We start from the raw sequence: 17088 nt of genomic DNA on the forward strand, positions 1-17088 counted from the left end.
CACCTGAGATCCTGCGGGCTTGGGCGTCAGGAACGTCCGTGACCGCCCTCATCGGTCCAGTCATCGATCTGAGCGCGATCCGACCGGACACGGTTCGCCTCCGCTCCCGCCGAATCCTGACCAGCTGGGGACGGGGCGAAAGTAACGGATTCCGCGAGAGCGGTGACCGCCGCAGTGCGCGCGTTCTCGCTCACAGCCGCGTTCTGGAACACGACCGCCGCCGCGTCCTGTCGATCCCGGACCCCTGCGCTGATGTCGGCCAGGCGATCTGCGAGGGCACTTGCGAGTCCGTCGCGCAATTCCTCGAGGTTCGTGTTCGCGATCTCGAGACGACGGTCCGAGATCGTCACCTCCACGGTCGGGTAGCCAGCCTGCGCGAGAAAGTCACGGGTCTCGCTCCCCAGAATCTCGATCACTTCGTCCCGTTCGGGGCGTCGCGTGAACACGGCCTCCACCGTGTACCGATCCGGAGCCTCATCGGTCATCAGGGCAGCAGGCAACGAACCCACCAGCACCGATCCCAGGCCCAGCGTCGCGGCGTCCACGCCGCTCGCTCGTGTCTGTGTATCCATGATCTGACGATACGCCCCAAACATGTACGCCTCACAGCTTCGTCAATCCTGCCAATGGGGCGGACGGGCAGGCCACGCGCAAGACTATTCGTCTAGGTCAAAGCGCCTTGCGGCGCTCGAGTCCAGCGCGACCGTACGAGCCCAGTGCGGCGGACATCACAGCGTCGCGGGCGTCTCTTCGCAGTCCGCCAAAGCTGAACGCCTCGCATACGGGCGAGCTACGGTGAAAACATGAATGCAAATGAGAACGCCCCCGAGAAGGAACCGGATCATCGAAGAATCGCGCGGAAGCGAGCGGAACGATGGGAACGCGCGATACAGGACTCCGGGCACGCATACGCGCCCACCGAAGAGACCACGCGCCGCCGGAACTCCGAGATCATCCGCGATCAACAGGACAACGACCGCACCGAGGAACTGAGGCAAGAGGGAGGAGGCGACTCCATTGACACTACTCGTCGGTAGTGCTGACTCTTGCGGTGAACGCAGGAAAGGTTTTGCTGCCCCGCGTATCTCATCCGCCTCCGCGCGAGGACTATGATGTGAGTCCGGCGCTGCCGGAGGTGCTATCGACAGGCTCGACGAGCGCCTCAGCAGGCTCAGCGCAGGCGCGTCATAATGGGGCCTGCTGCGGAGTGCGTTGGTTCGCGCCGGGCTGAGCGGCGGCTTCAGTCTTGAGGCGAGATTTCAGTCGGCATCACTAGGCTCGCCGTCGACGTTCGTCGGGACGCGAGGTCTCCGGGGCCATCGTCGATGTGGACGACAGTGAGGCGGATCTCCACAGGGGCACAGCCACGACCGGTACACAGCGCGGCAATCGCTGCGTGTACTCGGCGACTGGTTTCAGCAGCTCCCGCGGCGGCGAGCACGCCTATCGCGGCCTCTGCTCGCGGGCCGTCCGGCGTATGCTCCCAGCGGACAAGCGGTGCTTCATTCGGCTGAGCTCCGAGGAGCTGAGCGCCGGCATCGACCACTTTCGAGATGATGCCGCCAGTGCGGAAGATCGAAGCCACACCGGGAACGGCCCTGATCGCAGTCTCGATGTCCTCGGCCATTGCCTGATCCGTCGGCTCGGTCATCGGTTTCCTTCTGTCCGGTTCTGAAGCTGCTGGATATCGTGCACGGTGATGTCGATGCCGGTCACGTTCAGCGTGGTGTGTGTCATCACACGTGCACTGATCTCACTGCGGAGGCGTTCTGCAAGATCCGGGATCGGTTCGCCGTAGGGCACGCTGACATCGACGCGGACCCGCACCGGTTCGCCCGGCACCGTGACATCTCCGTCGAATCGGCATTTGCCGATAACGACGCCGGGCACGGTGTGCTCCGCCGCGCGGATCACGCCCCGGACGGCACCCTCGGTGATGCCCAAGTCGGCTTCGAGCGCGGGCGCAGGCAGTGGGATGCGCCGTCCGGCGCGCGCGTCCAGAGTGATGCCGGCGAGGATGCTCTGCACCCAGGTGTCGTCGGGCCTCGGTTCCGCCGAAGTGTCGGCTGCAAGGAGCTCGGGGGTAAGCTCTCGAAGACGGGTCAGGGCATCCAGTGCGATGCGGCAACCGGGCGAGCCTTCGATCGAAGCATCCACAGGGGTGCGCCCGGCATCGAGGTAGTCAGAGAGCTCTTCAATGGTGTGCCCGTCCAGATCCTCGAACTCGGTCACGCGGCCCCGCGGATCAGGGGTATCGTATTCGTTCATCGCCACTGCTCCATTCGAACAATGATGTCTTTTCGTGCACGGGCGAGCAATCCCCGAACCGTCGATATCGGGAGGTCCAGTTCTTGGGCGATCTCCTCGTAGCTGTAGTCGCCCAGCTCTCGCAGCACCCAGCATTCACGCTGGGAGTCGGGAAGCTGGTTGATCGCGTCGCTCAACGCCGCGATCCCTGCGCGAGCTTCTACTTGCCGCTGCGGGGCCATCCGATCCTGGGCCGGTAGCTCCATCTCGCTCAGATCGGAGTGGGGTCGGGCGGATCGGATGCGGTCGATCGCTTTGCGACCGGTGATCCGCATCAGCCAGTTCCTCACACGCCCGGGATCATCCAACTTCGGGAGCTGGTCCCAGGCGGTGATGAACGCGTCTTGGACGACGTCGTCGACATCCGCGCTGCCCGGAAGGATCCGCCGCGTGTAGGCACGCATCATCGGCGTGTACCTGCGAACAAGCGCCGCGAATGCTGCCGTGTCTCCGTCTGCGGCTCGTCCGGCGATGATCCGGTCATCTGCCGACTCCAACGGGTTGCGGCAAGGCTCACTGCTCATCCTTCATCCCCCTGACACCAAGGGCACCTCTCCTTCGAGGGCCAACGGGCGGTGCGACGACCGCCCGTTGACCCTCATCCTTACCCGTATCCGTCAGTTCGTCCATGGCTTGTGAGGTTGGGTCACTTCTTCGCGCGGCGACCGGTGATCAGGCCATAGATGAGCAACACCAGGATCGATCCGCCGATCGCGAGCAGCCAGGTCGACAGGTTGAAGAAGCCCTGCAGGTTGACGTTGAAGATGAGGCCGCCGAGCCAGCCCCCGAGCATCGCCCCGACAACACCGAGCAGCAGGGTGACGAACCAGCCGCCACCCTGTTTTCCGGGGAGAATGAGCTTGGCGATCGCGCCGGCGATCAGCCCGAGAATGAGAAAACTGAAGAAGCCCATGAGAGCAGTCCTTTCGAATGAGAGAAACGGGGTAACCGGGGCGGGCGAGCCCGCCCCGGAGGCGTGGTTACTTCTTGAACACGTCCTTAATGTCCTCGACCTTGTCCCTGATGACTCCCTTCGCCTGGTCCGCTTTGCCTTCGGCGACGAGCTTGTCATTGTCGGTCGCTTTGCCGACGGTCTCCTTCACCTGACCGGTGACCTTGTCGGCTGCGGCCTTCATCTTGTCTCCAGCACTCATCGTGTGATTTCCTTTCATTCTCTGGAACGCTCCCGGGTCTGGGAGCGAGGTTCTGGGACAGCGCCTTGCGGCTCTTGTGCCTTAGCTGCCGAGAAAGTTCTTGCGCGCCTTCTCGAGCGACTTCTTGGCGTTCTTCGCCATGCGCTTGCGTGACTTCTTCGCCTCCGGGTTTGTCCAGAGCCGTTCGAACTGGTGCCGCAAGTCCTCGTAGTTCTTCCCGCGCGCCTTTGCCGACTCCACGCCGACCAGATAGGCGGCGACGGCGATCACCGCAAGTATCAGGATGTTCTTACGCATCGCGTTCTTCCTTTCGTTAAGCCCCGCAACGCGAGGGTCAGTTCACTCGGGATTGGTCAGCCGCGAGCCGCGAGCGAATCCCGGAATGGATCGTCACGAGCGTCGAGATCTCTCGACCCAGTAGGGTCGCAAGGCGATCGACGAGTCCTGTCACCGTCTCGGCGACCTCGACAGGTGACACGTTCTGCCTCGGCATCACACTCACATGGAGGACGTCAGCGCCCCACAGTCTGCGCGCGTTCACTTTCGAGGAGAGGATCTCGTCATGCGACGCGAGCGATTGGGTGATCGCGTCGGCCGCGAAGCCGCCCCGGATCGTGACCGATCCCTGCACCTCGCCTTCCGCCTCCTCACGGATCACCACGCTGCTTCGCCCGCCACCCAGTCGGGCGATGACGAGCACCGTGATGACCACGAGCAGCACCAGCAGGGTGAGGAACGCCAGAGTGAACCAGCTCACCGTAGTCGCCTCCGAAAGACGAGACGCGTTATCTGCGCTGAGCATCCAGTCCACCCCGGTCGATAGCCAGCTCTTCCAGAGGTCGCCGGCAACGGGCCACAGTATGGGCATCACCGTGGCGCTGCCGACGCAGATCAGAAAGATGCCAGCGATCAAGAGGATCACTCGGTTCACGCCTCGGTTCGTGGCATTCATGACTTCTCCTCCCCATCTGCAGCACGCAGGACTCTTGCCCTCACCCTGACACGGGGCGACAACTGATAGCCGACCAGTTCCGACTCGGCGACAGCGCGTGCATGACGCCTATCGACGGCTTGTCCGGGCTCTGGCCTGACGGTGATATCCGCACTGCGGTGACCGACACCTACGACGACAGCGCCTTTGGCGAGATCCAGTTCACGCCGCACCCGCTCAGCGACCGACGACGCGATCACTCCGTTGTCTACGATCACCGCATACGAGGAGGATCCGAGTTGATGCTTCGGTCTCCGGCCTGGGCCGAGGGCGAGCCAGACGAGAACCAGCCCGGCCACCAGCGCGATGAGTCCTCCTGCAATGATCAGGCTCGGAGGTTGGTCTGGCAGATCCTGCAGCCAGGTCAGCGCTGCCCCTGGTGCGACCAGCAACGGGCCGATGCCGAGGAGACGTAAGACGATCTCGATTCCCACGTAGATCGCGGCCAATGCGACGAGAACAAGGAGAATCACGGTGGCGACGGTGCGCGGAGAGTGCGTCTCTCGGCGCACGACACGTTTTAGCACGGCATTCGTCATCTACCTCACCCGACTTCGCTTCGGGATGACCGCTCCCGTAACAGTGAACGACACACGGCGGATGTCCCGTCCTGTCAAACGCGCGAACTCTTCAGCGAGTTCGGCCTGAAGCGCACGAACCCGCTCGAGGACCGGCACCGCAGCCTCGATCGCTTCGATATCGCTGAGATCGGGGACGGGCAGTTTCGCCGCGATTCGCACGGAAAGACCTCCGCCCCATTCAGCCGCCTCGACGCTCACGTCGTCTCGAGACACGCCGATCGCGACCGCTGACGCTTCCCGAACAACCTTGTCGATGACGCGTTCATGCACCCGAACGCTCCCAGGCGCCGACGAAACAACATCAGGTGTGCTCGCAATGCTCGGGGATGCAACGGTCAGCACGCTCATGACGAGGTTCGCCTCCCCGTGAATGCGCTAGCGAGCGCGCGGAGGTCCAGCTGACCCGACAACACTCGCCCGGTCAAAGCACCGATCACCATGAGCAGCACGACCAGCAGAAATCCCCAGAACCCGAAGATCAGCGCAGCGAAAGCCAGCACTGCGCCGACCAGCGCCCCGGTCAGCGTCGCACTCATGAGACGCGCGACTCGGTGTCGTCGTCAGCGTCGTCGATCGGCAGGTGCACATCATTCACGTCGATATTGACCTCGACAACCTGCAAACCGACCAGACGAGTGATCGCCGCGGTCACCGCACTGCGCACGTTATCGGCGACCTCCTGGATCGGCGCCGGATAGTCGACCACGATCGTAATATCCGCGGCAGCCTGCGTCTCGCCGACCTCGACCTTCACGCCCTGCGTGAGATCCGTCGCGTTCACCGCGTCACGGATAGCACCGAATGCACGCGCCCCTCCGCCGCCAAGCGCATGCACCCCCGAAACCTCACGGGCAGCGATGCCCGCGACCTTCGCGACCACGCCCTCGGCGATCGTCGTCCGTCCCGCCGAAGCACTCTCCTCCATCGGAAGACGCGGTACCGCAGGCGCACGATCCACTCGCGACGAGCCCGCAGCCCCTACGCTTCGCGGCACCGATGCGCCGCCCTCAGAAGCAACAGTCTTGTTCATCTCATCCGTAGCCATCAGAACTACCTCCACAATCCAGCAGCACGACCGCTGGCCGCACCATCCAACGAGCGAAGAACAACGCTCTACACATAAGACGGCACCCGACCGCCGAACGTCACAAAATCTTTGTGACGGGCCGGAAACTGGCTCTTCCCAGATGAGGGTGTAGCGCGGCTGTGAGGTAGTCGGCCTGTGTCGGTCCCGGGGCGTGGGTCGGGGTCTCCCGAGGATGGAAGTTCTGACGCTGTCCATCCGGAAGACCCCGACGTGCCTGACGCTACCGCGGGGGCGGGCTTTGCCCGCCCTGACCTGACCGCCTTCTGCCGACTCGACGACCTCGGACTGGAGGTCACCGGCCAACGGCTCGACCCCGACCGCGCGGTGCTGACCTGCCGCGTCATCGAACCGGATCTGTGGTGTCGGCGCTGCGGTTGCGAGGGCATCCCGCGTGACTCGGTGCCCCGCGAGTTCGCGCACGAGCCCTTGGGCTGGCGACCCACGACCCTGATCGTGACGGTTGGGCGGCGCAAGTGCACTGGCTGCGGCTACGTCTGGCGCCAAGACACCAGCGCGGCGGCTGAGCCGCGGGCCAAGCTGACCCGGACCGCGATGCGGTGGGCGTTGGTCGGGATCGTGGTTCAGCACCTGACCGTTGCGCGGGTCGCCGAGGGACTCGGGGTCGCGTGGGACACCGCGAACAGCGCGGTCCTGGCCGAAGGCAAGCGGCTCCTGATCAACGATCCCGACCGGTTCGACGGCGTCGCCGTGATCGGGGTCGACGAGCACGTGTGGCGTCACACCCGCAAGGGCGACAAGTACGTCACCGTGATCATCGACCTCACCCCGGTCCGCGACGGCACCGGCCCCGCACGCCTGCTCGACATGGTCGAAGGACGCTCCAAGGCCGCGTTCAAGACCTGGCTCGCCGACCGGCCACAGGCATGGCGTGACGGTGTCGAGGTGGTCGCGATGGATGGGTTCACCGGCTTCAAGACCGCCGCAGTCGAAGAGCTGCCCGACGTCGTGACCGTGATGGATCCCTTCCACGTCACGAGGCTGGCCGGCGAGGCCCTCGACGAGTGCCGGCGTCGGGTCCAGCTCGCGATCCACGGCCACCGCGGCAGGAAGGGCGACTCCCTCTATGCCGCGCGGCGGACGCTGTGCACTGGCGCGGACCTGCTCACCGACCGCCAGATCGATCGGCTCGCCGCGCTGTTCGACACCGCGATCCACGGCGACGCCCATGTCGAGGTCGAAGCGACCTGGGGCGTCTACCAGCGGATGATCGCCGCCTACCGCCACGAAGACCGCCGGCGTGGTCGCGAGCTGATGACCAAGCTGATTGCCGACACCAGCGCCGGCGTCCCGAAGGCGCTGATCGAGATCACCAAGCTCGGCCGCACCCTGAAGAAGCGTGCCGCCGACGTGCTGGCCTACTTCGACCGGCCCGGCACCTCCAACGGTCCGACCGAGGCCATCAACGGACGACTCGAACACCTGCGCGGTTCCGCGCTCGGGTTCCGCAACCTCACGAACTACATCGCCAGATCACTGCTGGAAACCGGAGGCTTCAGACCCCAACTACACCCTCGATTGGGATGAGCCCGGAAACTTGTCGACAGCGAGCCCGATGATTCGAGAACCCATTCTGTGGCTGATGAAGGTCGAACGTCCCGTCTGCTTCTCCCCGCGGAGTCAGATGGAAAGATCTTCACACCTTCGTTTGCCTGTCCGGATGCGAAGGGTCCTCGGCCTCGCGGTTCAGATCCGACACATTCACCGCCTCGATACGGTCGCTCACTTGCAGCGCCGTCTTGCTGTTCTTGATCTCGTGCGAGCTCAGCTTGTCGACGGACAACGGTGGCTGGAGACGGGGCGTATGCGTGTCCAGACTCGCGTACTTCGCGCTCCCACCGCTCGATCCACTCGCCACGGGTTGGATAGTCACACTCGGCGATACCGGGCATTGATGGGACACTCGAACGGATCACGAGCCGAGAGACCGACACGGTTCAGGTAGTCAATGACGATCGCGTAAGAACGACCCAGTGATGTCTCGGTGTACGGGACGCCCAGTTCCCGGCAGTGTTCGCGGACGATACGCCGCGCGCGCGAAAGAAACGGGCGGGACATGCTCGGGAACAGGTGATGTTCGACCTGGTAGTTGAGGCCGCCCATGAGCGAAGTCGCCCACCACCCACCCCGAATGTTCCGCGAGGTACGCACCTGCTTCGTGAAGAAGTCGAGCTTCGCGTCGTGAGCGATCACCGGCATCCCTTTGTGATTGGGGGCGAAAGAGGCTCCCATATACACGCCGAAGACCGCGACTTGAATCCCCAGGAACGCGAAAGCCATACCTATAGGAAGCAAGAGGAAGAGCGGGGTGATCAGGAGGGCGAACCGCGCGGCGATGATGGCAAGCTCGATCCAGCGCCCTTTTACCGGTTCCCTGCTCAGAAGGTGGCGGAGGCTGTGGAAGTGGAGGTTCAGCCCCTCTAATGTGAGCAGAGGGAAGAAGAACCAGCCTTGTCGCTTCGTGATAGCGCGCCGCAATCCTCTCGCCTGGACCGCGTCTTCTTCGAGGAACGAGATGGTATCGACCTGGATATCGGGATCCTTGCCCACTCGGTTCGGGTTGGAGTGGTGGCGGCTATGCTTGGAGTCCCACCAGGAGTAGCTCATTCCGATGGCCCCGGCGAGGACGCGCGCAAGACGATCGTTTGCCGGACCGAGGGAGAGGATCTGCCGGTGCGCCGCTTCGTGGGCGAGAAACGCGATCTGCGTGAAGACGATACCCAGAGCTCCCGCGATGATGAGCTGGAACCAGCTCTCTCCCAGCAGAACGAATCCGGCTATCGTGCCGCCGAGAGCGACCACGAGAACCAGTCCGACCAGAACGTAGAACCAGGGCGCCCGACGCAGGAGACCCGCATCCCTCACCTGCTGCGAGACCCGCGTATAAGCCTTCGCTATCGGCGGAAAATCCCCGGCACGGGCGCGAGTCGCGCGTACGGGGCCGAGACCGTTGAGTTCTTGTATCTTTGTTACCGACATGGGCGGTACCTGCTTCCATCACGAGCACTTCTGAGGCGAGGCCCTTGTGGAGCTACGGCATTTGCCGATCGCTACTCTGACGATAGTTCGCCAACCCGGTGTTCCCCTGTACGCCGCCGCGAATCACGATGTCGAAGTCCGTTCCTGCCATAGGTGAAGGCATGCACCAGGATCGTCGCCGAGGGCTGGGTGGAGAACACGTTGGACTATTGCCAGACGCACAGACCTTGACCAGATGGTTGTCTTCCGTGTTCAGCCACAATCGTTACTGGCCGGTGCGGGTCTCGTCTCAGCCTCCGAACTGGACCAGGCTCAGTATCGTCTGAGCCGCGAAAAGTGCTAACGAAAGTGCTAAGCACTCTGTATTTCGGAGTATCGCCGTGGAGTTATCCACATGCCACACGTCGTAGATCGTTGATTTCATGCAGCAGAACGGCCTACCGAGATTCGCGGCGCGAGGGGGTCGAGGTCAGTTCAACTCCCGCGTCGCCGTCGGGTTCATCACCGCGTCTTCGCCCACACCGTGCCCCGGTGCACCCCGAACTGACGAGCCACGGCCTTCACGCTGATGCCCTGTGCGCGGGCTGTTCGCATAGCGTCCACTTCCTCGTCGGTCAGGCGTGTTCGAGGTCGTTTCTTTGGTTCCGCCGACACGCCGATCAACGGGTCGTCGGCCTCGCCGTCGGACTCTGCATCCGCGCAAACCCCTTGATTCCACGCGGAAACCAGCCTCTCGACCCGAGGTCGCCTGTTCCCGCAACGCTCCATTGCTTCCACGTAATCAGAAATGTTCGAACCTTGCCCGCGATCCCGCGGGCAAGGTTTTTTCGTTCTGGGACCGGGATCGCTGGCGAGGATCGCCGCGGACGGCCTGCTGCGGAGCCTGTCGGTGTCGGTCCGGTGCGACTATTCTCGAAGACATGGCGAAGTTCACCACCGTAGAGTTGTATTCATCCGACGCGGCAGCCTCGGCTGCGTTCATGGCTGAGGCGTTCCAGTACGAGAACACGTGCTACGGCGACTCCTATGTGGATGTTCACGCCGGAGACGGCTTCACGGTGGCGTTCGAGACGACTTCGGGAGAAGCTGCGCCGCCGCCATTGGCGATCTTCCAGGTCGCCGACCTTGATGAGGCGCGTTCCGCCGTCATCGCCGCTGGTGGGAGCATCACCGTAGAACCCTTCGATTTTCCCGGTGGCCGACGCTTCCAGTTCCGTGAGCCGGGCGGAAACGAGCTATCGGTCTGGGTGCCGGTCGAGGCATGATCGACGGGATCGATGGCTTTCTCGCGGCTCTCGAGGAGCAGGCAGACGGGCGCTACGAGATCGTCACTCGGCTTCGTGGATTGATCACACGCGGGTTTCCCGACGCTGATGAACACTTCAAGTACGGCGGCCTGCACTACACCCTCGAATCGTCGCCCTTCGCGGGGATATACGCCTACAAGAATCATGTCTCCGTCGAGATCAACGGTGGCGCGCATATCGAAGACGTCTACGGTCATCTTGAAGGCAGGGGCGGCAGATCGGGTCGCAAGCACGTTCGTGTGAACAGCGTCGCCGAGATCGAATCTCAGCATGTCGCGGACTATCTCGCCCTCGCCCGGGAGGCGTTCTCGGCATCCCGCCAACGCGCACCCGGCCGCAGGGCTTCCAGTACCGCCACGGGCTTCTGAACCCGACGCCCCGATCGGATGCGCCTGATGCCCGCTGCATCGGTGTGCATCGGCGCGCGGCACCCTCATCATGTACTGGTACGCACACGGTCGGCAGCGCTGATCGGTATGCCCGCCGTTGCAGGGATCGATGCGCTGCTCGCGTTCATCATCGCGATCGCGGAGCCCGCGTTCCCGCTCGTGATGCCGCGGCTCAGTAGGCCTGCTGAATGGCCGCGGCGACCGCGCCGACATCGTCGTTCGCCTGCAGCACACCGTCGATATCCGCGGTGAAGCCGTTATTCAGCATGATCATGAATGCGACATCGCGCCCGGAGGCGGTGCGCATTGCACCGCCGAGCGCCTTCGTTTCGAGGCGGAACCGCCCGTTGAGCTGATCGCCGCCGACGAGGGTGCCGGTCTTGGCGTGCACGAGGCCCGCTGCCGGGCTGCCGACCTGCACCTCCGCGAGTGAGCCGTCGACCCCGAGCACGGGCAACGTGCGCATCCACGCTTCGGCGTCGGGCCGTGCGAACATGATCCGCTGCAGCTCCACGCTGTTCTCGGCAGTGACGAGGTTGCCTGCGAGGCCCGACCCGTCGATCAGCGAGATACCGGTCGTATCGAGCCCGGCGTCGGCGAGCGTGCGGCCCATCTCGGCCAGGCCGTCGGCGCAGTCGTCGGACCCCGCTTCGACGGCGAAGAGGCATACGGTGGTCTGCGCACCGCGGTTGTAGCTCACCTTCAGCACATAGGTCGCCTGCTCGGCGAGCGGCAGCGACTCGAGCGCGGCGACCGTGGGCAGGGCGGCGACCGCGTCGGGAGCGGCAAGCCCCGAGGTCGCATTGATGCGCGTCGGCGGTGCGCTCGTCGCGACTCCCGCGCGGTCGAGCGCCTCGATGAAGGCGGTGCGCGCGAAGGTCGCGGGGTCATCGAATGCGACGACCTTGAGCACGGGGACGCTGCCTGCGGCGATCGACCCGTCGATCGAGATCTCGCCGTTCGAGACGATTCGCGGGTTCGACACGCCCGAGCTCGTCTTCTCGCCCGCCGCGACCGTCTGCACCGTGCTCGTCACCTGCCAGGGCGCGACCTCGGGGCGCATCTCGACCCGTGCCGGCTCGCCCGCACCGCCGGGAGTGACGAGCACGTCGATGAGGTTCTGGTTGACGATGATGGGGGAAATCGGCTGCCCCTCGAGCTCGCCGTGGAACAGGCGGTCGTCGACCACGATGTCGCCGGTCACGCGATCGATGCCCGACGCCTTCACCTGGGCCGCGAGGTCGTTCAGCCCGGCGAGCGGATCCTCTGCAGTGAGCGTCGCACCGGGTATGGCGTTCGCGTCGTTGTGGTCGAAATTCTCGAAGTCGACGGTGCCGTCGGCCCCCGTGCGACCTCCGAGAGTGAGGTCGCCCATGCCGACGAGCACGAGATCTCCGTCGAGCACCCCGTCGATGACGTCGCCCTGCGCCTTCACCGGCGTCTCGACAACGTGGTCGGGGCCCCAGCGCAGCCAGGCGGCGCCCATCGTGTAGGTCTTCGTGAACGACGCCGGCTCGGCCATCTTCTCGCCGTCGATATCGATGAGGGTCTCGCCCGTCGACAGATCGAGCGCCGAGATCGACCATCGTGCGTGCGCATAGGCGGGCTCGTCGATCACTCTCGCGGCTTCTCCCGGCATATCGGCCAGATTTCGGATCGGCTCCACTCCACCCTCGTTCGGCGAACACGCGGCGGCGCCGCCCAGTACGAGGACGGCCGCAGCGGCGGCGGTCGTGGCGCGGTGCAACCGAGTACGAGCGACGAACGTCAGCGATATGCCCAGCGCGCGATGCCTGTTAGCGAGCATGGCGTCCTTTCCGGAACATATGCGTTCGGTGCGATGCCCCTATGTATTCGCGACAGTAGCACCGGCCGAGTTCTCCCGGAAGGGGCGAGCGCGCCAGGTCCATGGAGCGCTTCCGGAACCGGTCATCGGACCTGGCCGGGTGCACAACCGTAACGCGTCTTCAGCCTGCCGGTGCAGGCGGCGGCTAGCCTGGACGGGCTATGGAGAAGACATCGAGGAGAACGAACAGCATCATCGCCGCCCTGGCGCTCGCGGCGGTGGCTGCCACCAGCGCCTGCGGTTCAGCGGGAGAGACGGTCGAGCAGACCCCTCCCGCCGTGGAGACGCCGGCGAACGGGCAGGCGGGCGCACTGAACGAGGACGCGGCCCCCGAGAGCTCCGAGGGCGAACAGGGATCACCCGCCGCGGATCTCGTGACCGTCGCTTACGAGGACGCGATCAAATCGGTGTACCTGCTCGACCGCACGCAGGTCGAGGCCGCCGCCGGGCAGGCGCTCGACGCCGGCACCATCGAAGCGGTCGCGCAGTCGCTCGCGCGCTCGGAGCTGTGGCAGCGCGACAGCCGCACGGCCCCCTACGCGCAGCTCATCGCCGACGCCTTCGCCCGCGAGACCGGCAGCACCGAGGGCGCGCTGCAGGCGGTACTGCACGACTCCGGAGGCCGGCTGAAGATCTTCGTGCTGCACAACGGGCACCGGGAGATCGCGCACATCGAGACCGACCACGACGACTGAGGCGGCCGGCCCGGCGCCTCATGCGTCCGAAGCCCGGAGTAGGGTCGAAGCATGGGAGACCTCTTCGATACCCGCCATCCGCTCGTGGCCGCGCCCATGGCCGGCGGCCCCACCACCGTCGTCCTCGCGACCGCAGCAATCGAAGCGGGCGCCTTCGCATTCATCGCGGGCGGCAACAAGACCGTCGAGGCGCTCGCCGCAGAGATCGATCGCATGCGGGGGCTGAGTGCGCCGTTCGGCGTGAACCTCTTCGTGCCGCCGACGCGGCGGGTCGATCGGAAGTCGTTCGCCGCGTACGCGCACCGACTGCAGCCCGAGGCCGACGGCTACGGGCTCGAGCTCGACCCCGAACCGCACGGCGGCGACGACGCCTGGGCCGGCAAGATCGACCTGCTCGTACGCGAGCCGGTGCCGGTCGTCTCGTTGACCTTCGGGTTGCCGCCCCGGGCCGACGTCGAAGCGCTGCAGCGCGCGGGGTCGCGTGTGCTCGCCACCGTGACGAGCGTCCCGGAGGCGATCGCCGCCGAGCGGCTCGGAGTCGACGGGTTGACGGTGCAGGGCCCGCGAGCGGGCGGCCACAGCGCCGTGCACGACCCGGTGCGCACTCCGACGCCCCTCGAGACCGCGGAGCTGGTGCGGCTGGTCAGTGCTGCGTGCCCGCTGCCCCGCATCGCGGCCGGGGGAGTGGACGGCCCGGACGCCGTCGCCGAACTGCTCGCTGCAGGCGCCTCGGCGGTCGCGGTCGGCACGCTGCTGCTGCGCACCGACGAGGCCGGCACCTCGAGGGCGCACCGGGCAGCGCTCGATGCGGCCCGGACACGTCCCGACTCGGCGGACCACGGCACCGTGCTGACGCGCGCCTTCACCGGCCGCCCCGCGCGGGCGCTGCACTGCGGATTCATCGACCGGCACGACGCGGAGGCGCCGACCGGGTATCCGGAGGTGCATCACCTGACCCGCGAACTGCGTCAGGCCGCGGCACGCGCGGGTGATACCGAACGGGTGCACGCCTGGGCCGGTACCGGGCACCGGGCGGCCCCCGAGGGGCCGGCCGCCGCCGTCTTCGAGTGGCTCGCCGAGGGGCTCGCCGTCAGCGGATGAACCCGACGATGAGGCCGCGGGTCGCCTCGACGTGCTCGTGCATGATGGTGCGAGCGGCGGCCGGGTCGGATCGGAGAATCGCCTTGACGATCCGTTCGTGCTGCTCGTTCGAATGATCCATGGCGGGGCCGATCTCGGGCAGCACCTGCATGAGCTGTTCGTTGAGCAGCAGCTGCAGATTGTCGATCGACTCGGAGAGCGCCTTGCAGCCGCTCAGCTGACCGATGTACCCGTGCAGTTCGGCATCGGGAATGCGCGCATTCATGCCGGCGGCGGTCACTTCCTCGAGTAAACGCAGTAATTCCTGCTCCTGCTCCGCGGTCAGCTGCTGCGTTGCAGCGAGCTCGGCAGCGCCCGGCTCGAGAATCGATCGGAACGCCAGGCTGTCGAGCAGCCGGGCCTGCATCGCGGAGCTCAACCGCGCAGGCTTCTGCGCGCCCTCATCGCCCTCGCCCTGCCAGATCACCGTGCTGCCGCCGCTGCGGCCGCGCAGCGTTCTCAGGTAGCCCGATTGCTGCAGGGTGCGGATGACCGCCCGCAGGGTGACACGGCTCACCTCGAAGTAGTCGCTGAGTTCGCGTTCGGGCGGGAGGCGCGTGCCGAAGGGAAGTTCGCCCGTGTGCATCCGCGAAACGAGGTGCGCCATGACCTGTTCGAACGGGTTGGCCAGGGGAGTGCCCTGACCGAGACCGGAGATCATGTCGAAATCGAACTCGGGTCGGTGCGATCGCGGCGGCGAAGCGGTGTCGGTGGGGGTGTGCTGAAGCTCTGCCAACGGACGTCTCCTCGGAATCGATCTCTGCCGCAAGCATACGGCGAATCAGTACAGGAACGCTGCGACATCCGCAGGGGCGGGGAATCGATCGAACCCTATTTGGTAATGCCATTGATTTTCTTGCTCAAGATAAGCATGATGGTGATCGTGACCTATGCAAGGTGGCATAACGGCGCGTATTGAGCTTGAGAGGAACAAATACTATGACCATTCGTACTCTGACGCACTTCATCGGAGGAGAGCACCGGGAGGGAACATCGGGCGAGTTCGCCGATGTCTTCAACCCGAGCACCGGCGAGGTCCAGGCGAAGCTTCCGATAGCCAGCAGGGAAGAGGTTGCGGAGGCGATCCGGGTCGCCGAGGCGGCGCAGCCGGCCTGGGCGGCGACCAACCCGCAACGACGTATCCGGGTGCTGATGAAGTTCATCTCCCTGGTGCAGCAGGAGCGCGACGAGCTCGCCCGCGTGCTTTCGAGCGAGCACGGCAAGACCTTCGAAGATGCGAAGGGCGATATTCAGCGCGGGCTCGACGTCATCGAGTTCGCGCTCGGCGCACCGCATCACCTGAAGGGCGAGTACTCGACCTCGGCGGGGACGGGCATCGATGTCTTCTCGATGCGTCAGCCCCTGGGGGTCGTCGCCGGCATCACCCCGTTCAATTTCCCGGCGATGATTCCGCTGTGGAAGCTCGGCCCGGCGCTCGCGGCGGGCAACGCGGTCATCCTGAAGCCGTCTGAACGCGACCCTTCCGTACCGCTGCGCCTCGGCGAGCTGCTCATCGAGGCGGGATTGCCGGCCGGTGTGTGCAATGTCGTCAACGGCGGCAAGGTCGCCGTCGATGCCATTCTGGAGGACGATCGCATCAAGGCCGTCGGCTTCGTCGGGTCGACGCCGATCGCTCAGTACATCTACGAGGCGGCCGCCAGGCACGGCAAGCGCGCCCAGTGCTTCGGCGGTGCGAAGAACCACATGGTCGTCATGCCCGATGCCGACCTGGATCAGGTCGTGGACGCGCTCATGGGCGCGGGGTACGGTTCGGCCGGCGAGCGCTGCATGGCGATCTCCGTCGCGGTTCCCGTGGGGGAGGAGACGGCGGAGGCGCTCACCGCGAAGCTCGTGGAGCGGGTGGGGACGTTGAAGGTCGGCCCTGCACTCGACCCCGAGTCCGATTACGGCCCGCTCGTCACCGCGGAGGCCAAGGCCCGTGTCGAGAACTACATCCAGATCGGCGTCGACGAAGGGGCCACTCTGCTCGCCGACGGGCGCGGCTACACCGTGCCGGGTCATGAGCAGGGCTTCTACCTCGGCCCGACGCTCTTCGATCATGTGACGACGGATATGGCGATCTACCGCGAAGAGATCTTCGGTCCGGTGCTGTCGATCACCCGTGCCGATACGTACGAAGAAGCCCTCGCGCTCGTCACCGATCATATGTACGGAAACGGTGTCGCGATCTTCACGCGAGACGGAGATACGGCCCGCGACTTCAGCGCCCGCGCCGACGTCGGCATGATCGGCGTGAACGTGCCGATTCCCGTGCCGATCGCGTACCACACCTTCGGGGGATGGAAGAAGTCGGGCTTCGGCGACCTCAACCAGCATGGTCCCGATGCGTTCCGCTTCTACACGAAGACCAAGACGGTGACGAGCCGCTGGCCCTCGGGCATCAAGGAGGGCGCGAGCTTCGTCATGCCCACTATGTGATCCGTCCGGGGCCGTGCGGAGGCGCGGCCCGCGCTTCGAGCCGTGTCTCCCAGCGCTCCATCACGGAGCCCGGGGGCGCGGCTCGCCGCGTTCACGCGCCGACTCCGGTCGTCGAGCAGGCGGTGACGCGAAAATAAATGGTGAGTCCATTGTGT

At 65.4% G+C, this 17088-nt stretch carries 22 protein-coding genes; 6 read left to right on the forward strand and 16 right to left on the reverse strand.

Annotated features, from left to right (window positions below; genetic code table 11):
- Positions 1–26 precede the first annotated feature (26 nt).
- The 12 genes from NHL51_RS09405 to NHL51_RS09460 all read right to left on the reverse strand — a co-directional run bounded on the left by NHL51_RS09405 (position 27) and on the right by NHL51_RS09460 (position 6078).
- Positions 27–545, reverse strand: coding sequence for a hypothetical protein (locus NHL51_RS09405; RefSeq protein ID WP_312677696.1), 519 nt, complete (start codon positions 543–545; stop codon positions 27–29).
- A 695-nt stretch (positions 546–1240) separates the two neighbouring features.
- Positions 1241–1651 (reverse strand): hypothetical protein, encoded by a 411-nt coding sequence (locus NHL51_RS09410; protein ID WP_179516059.1) that lies wholly within the window; start codon positions 1649–1651, stop codon positions 1241–1243.
- Positions 1648–2268 (reverse strand): Asp23/Gls24 family envelope stress response protein, encoded by a 621-nt coding sequence (locus NHL51_RS09415; RefSeq protein WP_434143615.1) that lies wholly within the window; start codon positions 2266–2268, stop codon positions 1648–1650. Before NHL51_RS09415 ends, NHL51_RS09410 begins: the two co-directional genes overlap by 4 nt.
- Positions 2265–2831, reverse strand: a complete 567-nt coding sequence (locus tag NHL51_RS09420) for an RNA polymerase sigma factor (protein WP_179516061.1) — start codon at positions 2829–2831, stop codon at positions 2265–2267. Before NHL51_RS09420 ends, NHL51_RS09415 begins: the two co-directional genes overlap by 4 nt.
- Before the next feature lie 122 nt (positions 2832–2953).
- Positions 2954–3220: a GlsB/YeaQ/YmgE family stress response membrane protein gene (locus NHL51_RS09425; RefSeq protein WP_055346123.1), complete on the reverse strand. Its 267-nt coding sequence runs from the start codon at positions 3218–3220 to the stop codon at positions 2954–2956.
- 67 nt (positions 3221–3287) lie between these two features.
- Positions 3288–3461 carry a CsbD family protein gene (locus NHL51_RS09430; RefSeq protein ID WP_179516062.1) on the reverse strand — a complete coding sequence of 58 codons (174 nt, stop codon included), beginning with the start codon at positions 3459–3461 and terminating at the stop codon, positions 3288–3290.
- A gap of 81 nt (positions 3462–3542) precedes the next feature.
- On the reverse strand, positions 3543–3758 hold the full coding sequence (locus NHL51_RS09435; RefSeq protein WP_179516063.1) for a hypothetical protein: 216 nt from the start codon (positions 3756–3758) through the stop codon (positions 3543–3545).
- Between the two features lie 37 nt (positions 3759–3795).
- Positions 3796–4413 (reverse strand): hypothetical protein, encoded by a 618-nt coding sequence (locus NHL51_RS09440; protein ID WP_434143235.1) that lies wholly within the window; start codon positions 4411–4413, stop codon positions 3796–3798.
- Complete coding sequence (locus tag NHL51_RS09445; protein WP_179516065.1) at positions 4410–4991, reverse strand: DUF2065 domain-containing protein; 582 nt, start codon at positions 4989–4991, stop codon at positions 4410–4412. The genes NHL51_RS09440 and NHL51_RS09445 overlap by 4 nt, the downstream gene beginning before the upstream one ends.
- Entirely contained in the window at positions 4992–5381 is a 390-nt protein-coding gene (locus NHL51_RS09450) for an NTP pyrophosphohydrolase (RefSeq protein ID WP_179516066.1), read from the reverse strand.
- On the reverse strand, positions 5378–5569 hold the full coding sequence (locus tag NHL51_RS09455) for a DUF2273 domain-containing protein (RefSeq protein WP_055346117.1): 192 nt from the start codon (positions 5567–5569) through the stop codon (positions 5378–5380). Before NHL51_RS09455 ends, NHL51_RS09450 begins: the two co-directional genes overlap by 4 nt.
- Positions 5566–6078, reverse strand: coding sequence for an Asp23/Gls24 family envelope stress response protein (locus tag NHL51_RS09460; protein ID WP_374939218.1), 513 nt, complete (start codon positions 6076–6078; stop codon positions 5566–5568). The genes NHL51_RS09455 and NHL51_RS09460 overlap by 4 nt, the downstream gene beginning before the upstream one ends.
- Before the next feature lie 252 nt (positions 6079–6330).
- Between NHL51_RS09460 and NHL51_RS09465 the strand changes: the two genes are divergently transcribed.
- Entirely contained in the window at positions 6331–7665 is a 1335-nt protein-coding gene (locus NHL51_RS09465; protein WP_434143237.1) for an ISL3 family transposase, read from the forward strand.
- A gap of 109 nt (positions 7666–7774) precedes the next feature.
- Here NHL51_RS09465 and NHL51_RS09470 read toward each other — a convergent pair whose 3' ends face one another.
- Both NHL51_RS09470 and NHL51_RS09475 read right to left on the reverse strand, forming a co-directional pair.
- A complete protein-coding gene (locus NHL51_RS09470) occupies positions 7775–7921 on the reverse strand; it encodes a hypothetical protein (RefSeq protein ID WP_179516067.1) in 147 nt (48 codons plus the stop codon).
- Positions 7922–8007: 86 nt separating this feature from the next.
- Positions 8008–9117 (reverse strand): fatty acid desaturase family protein, encoded by a 1110-nt coding sequence (locus tag NHL51_RS09475; RefSeq protein WP_344819821.1) that lies wholly within the window; start codon positions 9115–9117, stop codon positions 8008–8010.
- Positions 9118–10037: 920 nt separating this feature from the next.
- On the opposite strand from NHL51_RS09475, the gene NHL51_RS09480 reads away from it, so the two are divergent.
- Positions 10038–10382 (forward strand): VOC family protein, encoded by a 345-nt coding sequence (locus NHL51_RS09480; protein WP_434143239.1) that lies wholly within the window; start codon positions 10038–10040, stop codon positions 10380–10382.
- Entirely contained in the window at positions 10379–10792 is a 414-nt protein-coding gene (locus NHL51_RS09485; protein ID WP_434143241.1) for a DUF1801 domain-containing protein, read from the forward strand. Before NHL51_RS09480 ends, NHL51_RS09485 begins: the two co-directional genes overlap by 4 nt.
- A 193-nt stretch (positions 10793–10985) precedes the next feature.
- Here the strand turns inward: NHL51_RS09485 and dacB are convergent, their stop codons facing one another.
- Complete coding sequence (gene dacB, locus NHL51_RS09490) at positions 10986–12431, reverse strand: D-alanyl-D-alanine carboxypeptidase/D-alanyl-D-alanine endopeptidase (RefSeq protein WP_434143243.1); 1446 nt, start codon at positions 12429–12431, stop codon at positions 10986–10988.
- A 389-nt stretch (positions 12432–12820) separates the two neighbouring features.
- On the opposite strand from dacB, the gene NHL51_RS09495 reads away from it, so the two are divergent.
- Entirely contained in the window at positions 12821–13354 is a 534-nt protein-coding gene (locus NHL51_RS09495) for a hypothetical protein (protein WP_434143244.1), read from the forward strand.
- A gap of 51 nt (positions 13355–13405) precedes the next feature.
- Entirely contained in the window at positions 13406–14455 is a 1050-nt protein-coding gene (locus tag NHL51_RS09500; protein WP_434143246.1) for a nitronate monooxygenase, read from the forward strand.
- On the opposite strand, the gene NHL51_RS09505 is transcribed toward NHL51_RS09500, so the two are convergent.
- Positions 14445–15230 (reverse strand): FadR/GntR family transcriptional regulator, encoded by a 786-nt coding sequence (locus NHL51_RS09505; protein WP_434143248.1) that lies wholly within the window; start codon positions 15228–15230, stop codon positions 14445–14447. The genes NHL51_RS09500 and NHL51_RS09505 overlap by 11 nt on opposite strands.
- A 203-nt stretch (positions 15231–15433) precedes the next feature.
- Here NHL51_RS09505 and NHL51_RS09510 point away from each other — a divergent pair, with 203 nt between their 5' ends.
- Positions 15434–16933, forward strand: coding sequence for a CoA-acylating methylmalonate-semialdehyde dehydrogenase (locus NHL51_RS09510; RefSeq protein ID WP_434143250.1), 1500 nt, complete (start codon positions 15434–15436; stop codon positions 16931–16933).
- The last annotated feature ends 155 nt before the right edge of the window (positions 16934–17088 follow it).

The sequence above is a fragment of the Leucobacter sp. gxy201 genome (assembly GCF_051043335.1).
GTDB lineage: Bacteria > Actinomycetota > Actinomycetes > Actinomycetales > Microbacteriaceae > Leucobacter.

Coding starts and splice junctions, on each gene's coding strand:
- NHL51_RS09425 (WP_055346123.1), bottom strand. CDS start 3,220: ATGGGCTTCTTCAGTTTTCTCATTCTCGGGCTGATCGCCGGCGCGATC.
- NHL51_RS09475 (WP_344819821.1), bottom strand. CDS start 9,117: ATGTCGGTAACAAAGATACAAGAACTCAACGGTCTCGGCCCCGTACGC.
- NHL51_RS09460 (WP_374939218.1), bottom strand. CDS start 6,078: ATGGCTACGGATGAGATGAACAAGACTGTTGCTTCTGAGGGCGGCGCA.
- NHL51_RS09480 (WP_434143239.1), top strand. CDS start 10,038: ATGGCGAAGTTCACCACCGTAGAGTTGTATTCATCCGACGCGGCAGCC.
- NHL51_RS09440 (WP_434143235.1), bottom strand. CDS start 4,413: ATGAATGCCACGAACCGAGGCGTGAACCGAGTGATCCTCTTGATCGCT.
- NHL51_RS09485 (WP_434143241.1), top strand. CDS start 10,379: ATGATCGACGGGATCGATGGCTTTCTCGCGGCTCTCGAGGAGCAGGCA.
- NHL51_RS09435 (WP_179516063.1), bottom strand. CDS start 3,758: ATGCGTAAGAACATCCTGATACTTGCGGTGATCGCCGTCGCCGCCTAT.
- NHL51_RS09420 (WP_179516061.1), bottom strand. CDS start 2,831: ATGAGCAGTGAGCCTTGCCGCAACCCGTTGGAGTCGGCAGATGACCGG.
- NHL51_RS09455 (WP_055346117.1), bottom strand. CDS start 5,569: ATGAGTGCGACGCTGACCGGGGCGCTGGTCGGCGCAGTGCTGGCTTTC.
- NHL51_RS09495 (WP_434143244.1), top strand. CDS start 12,821: ATGGAGAAGACATCGAGGAGAACGAACAGCATCATCGCCGCCCTGGCG.
- NHL51_RS09450 (WP_179516066.1), bottom strand. CDS start 5,381: ATGAGCGTGCTGACCGTTGCATCCCCGAGCATTGCGAGCACACCTGAT.
- NHL51_RS09500 (WP_434143246.1), top strand. CDS start 13,406: ATGGGAGACCTCTTCGATACCCGCCATCCGCTCGTGGCCGCGCCCATG.
- NHL51_RS09445 (WP_179516065.1), bottom strand. CDS start 4,991: ATGACGAATGCCGTGCTAAAACGTGTCGTGCGCCGAGAGACGCACTCT.
- NHL51_RS09510 (WP_434143250.1), top strand. CDS start 15,434: ATGACCATTCGTACTCTGACGCACTTCATCGGAGGAGAGCACCGGGAG.
- NHL51_RS09415 (WP_434143615.1), bottom strand. CDS start 2,268: ATGAACGAATACGATACCCCTGATCCGCGGGGCCGCGTGACCGAGTTC.
- NHL51_RS09430 (WP_179516062.1), bottom strand. CDS start 3,461: ATGAGTGCTGGAGACAAGATGAAGGCCGCAGCCGACAAGGTCACCGGT.
- NHL51_RS09410 (WP_179516059.1), bottom strand. CDS start 1,651: ATGACCGAGCCGACGGATCAGGCAATGGCCGAGGACATCGAGACTGCG.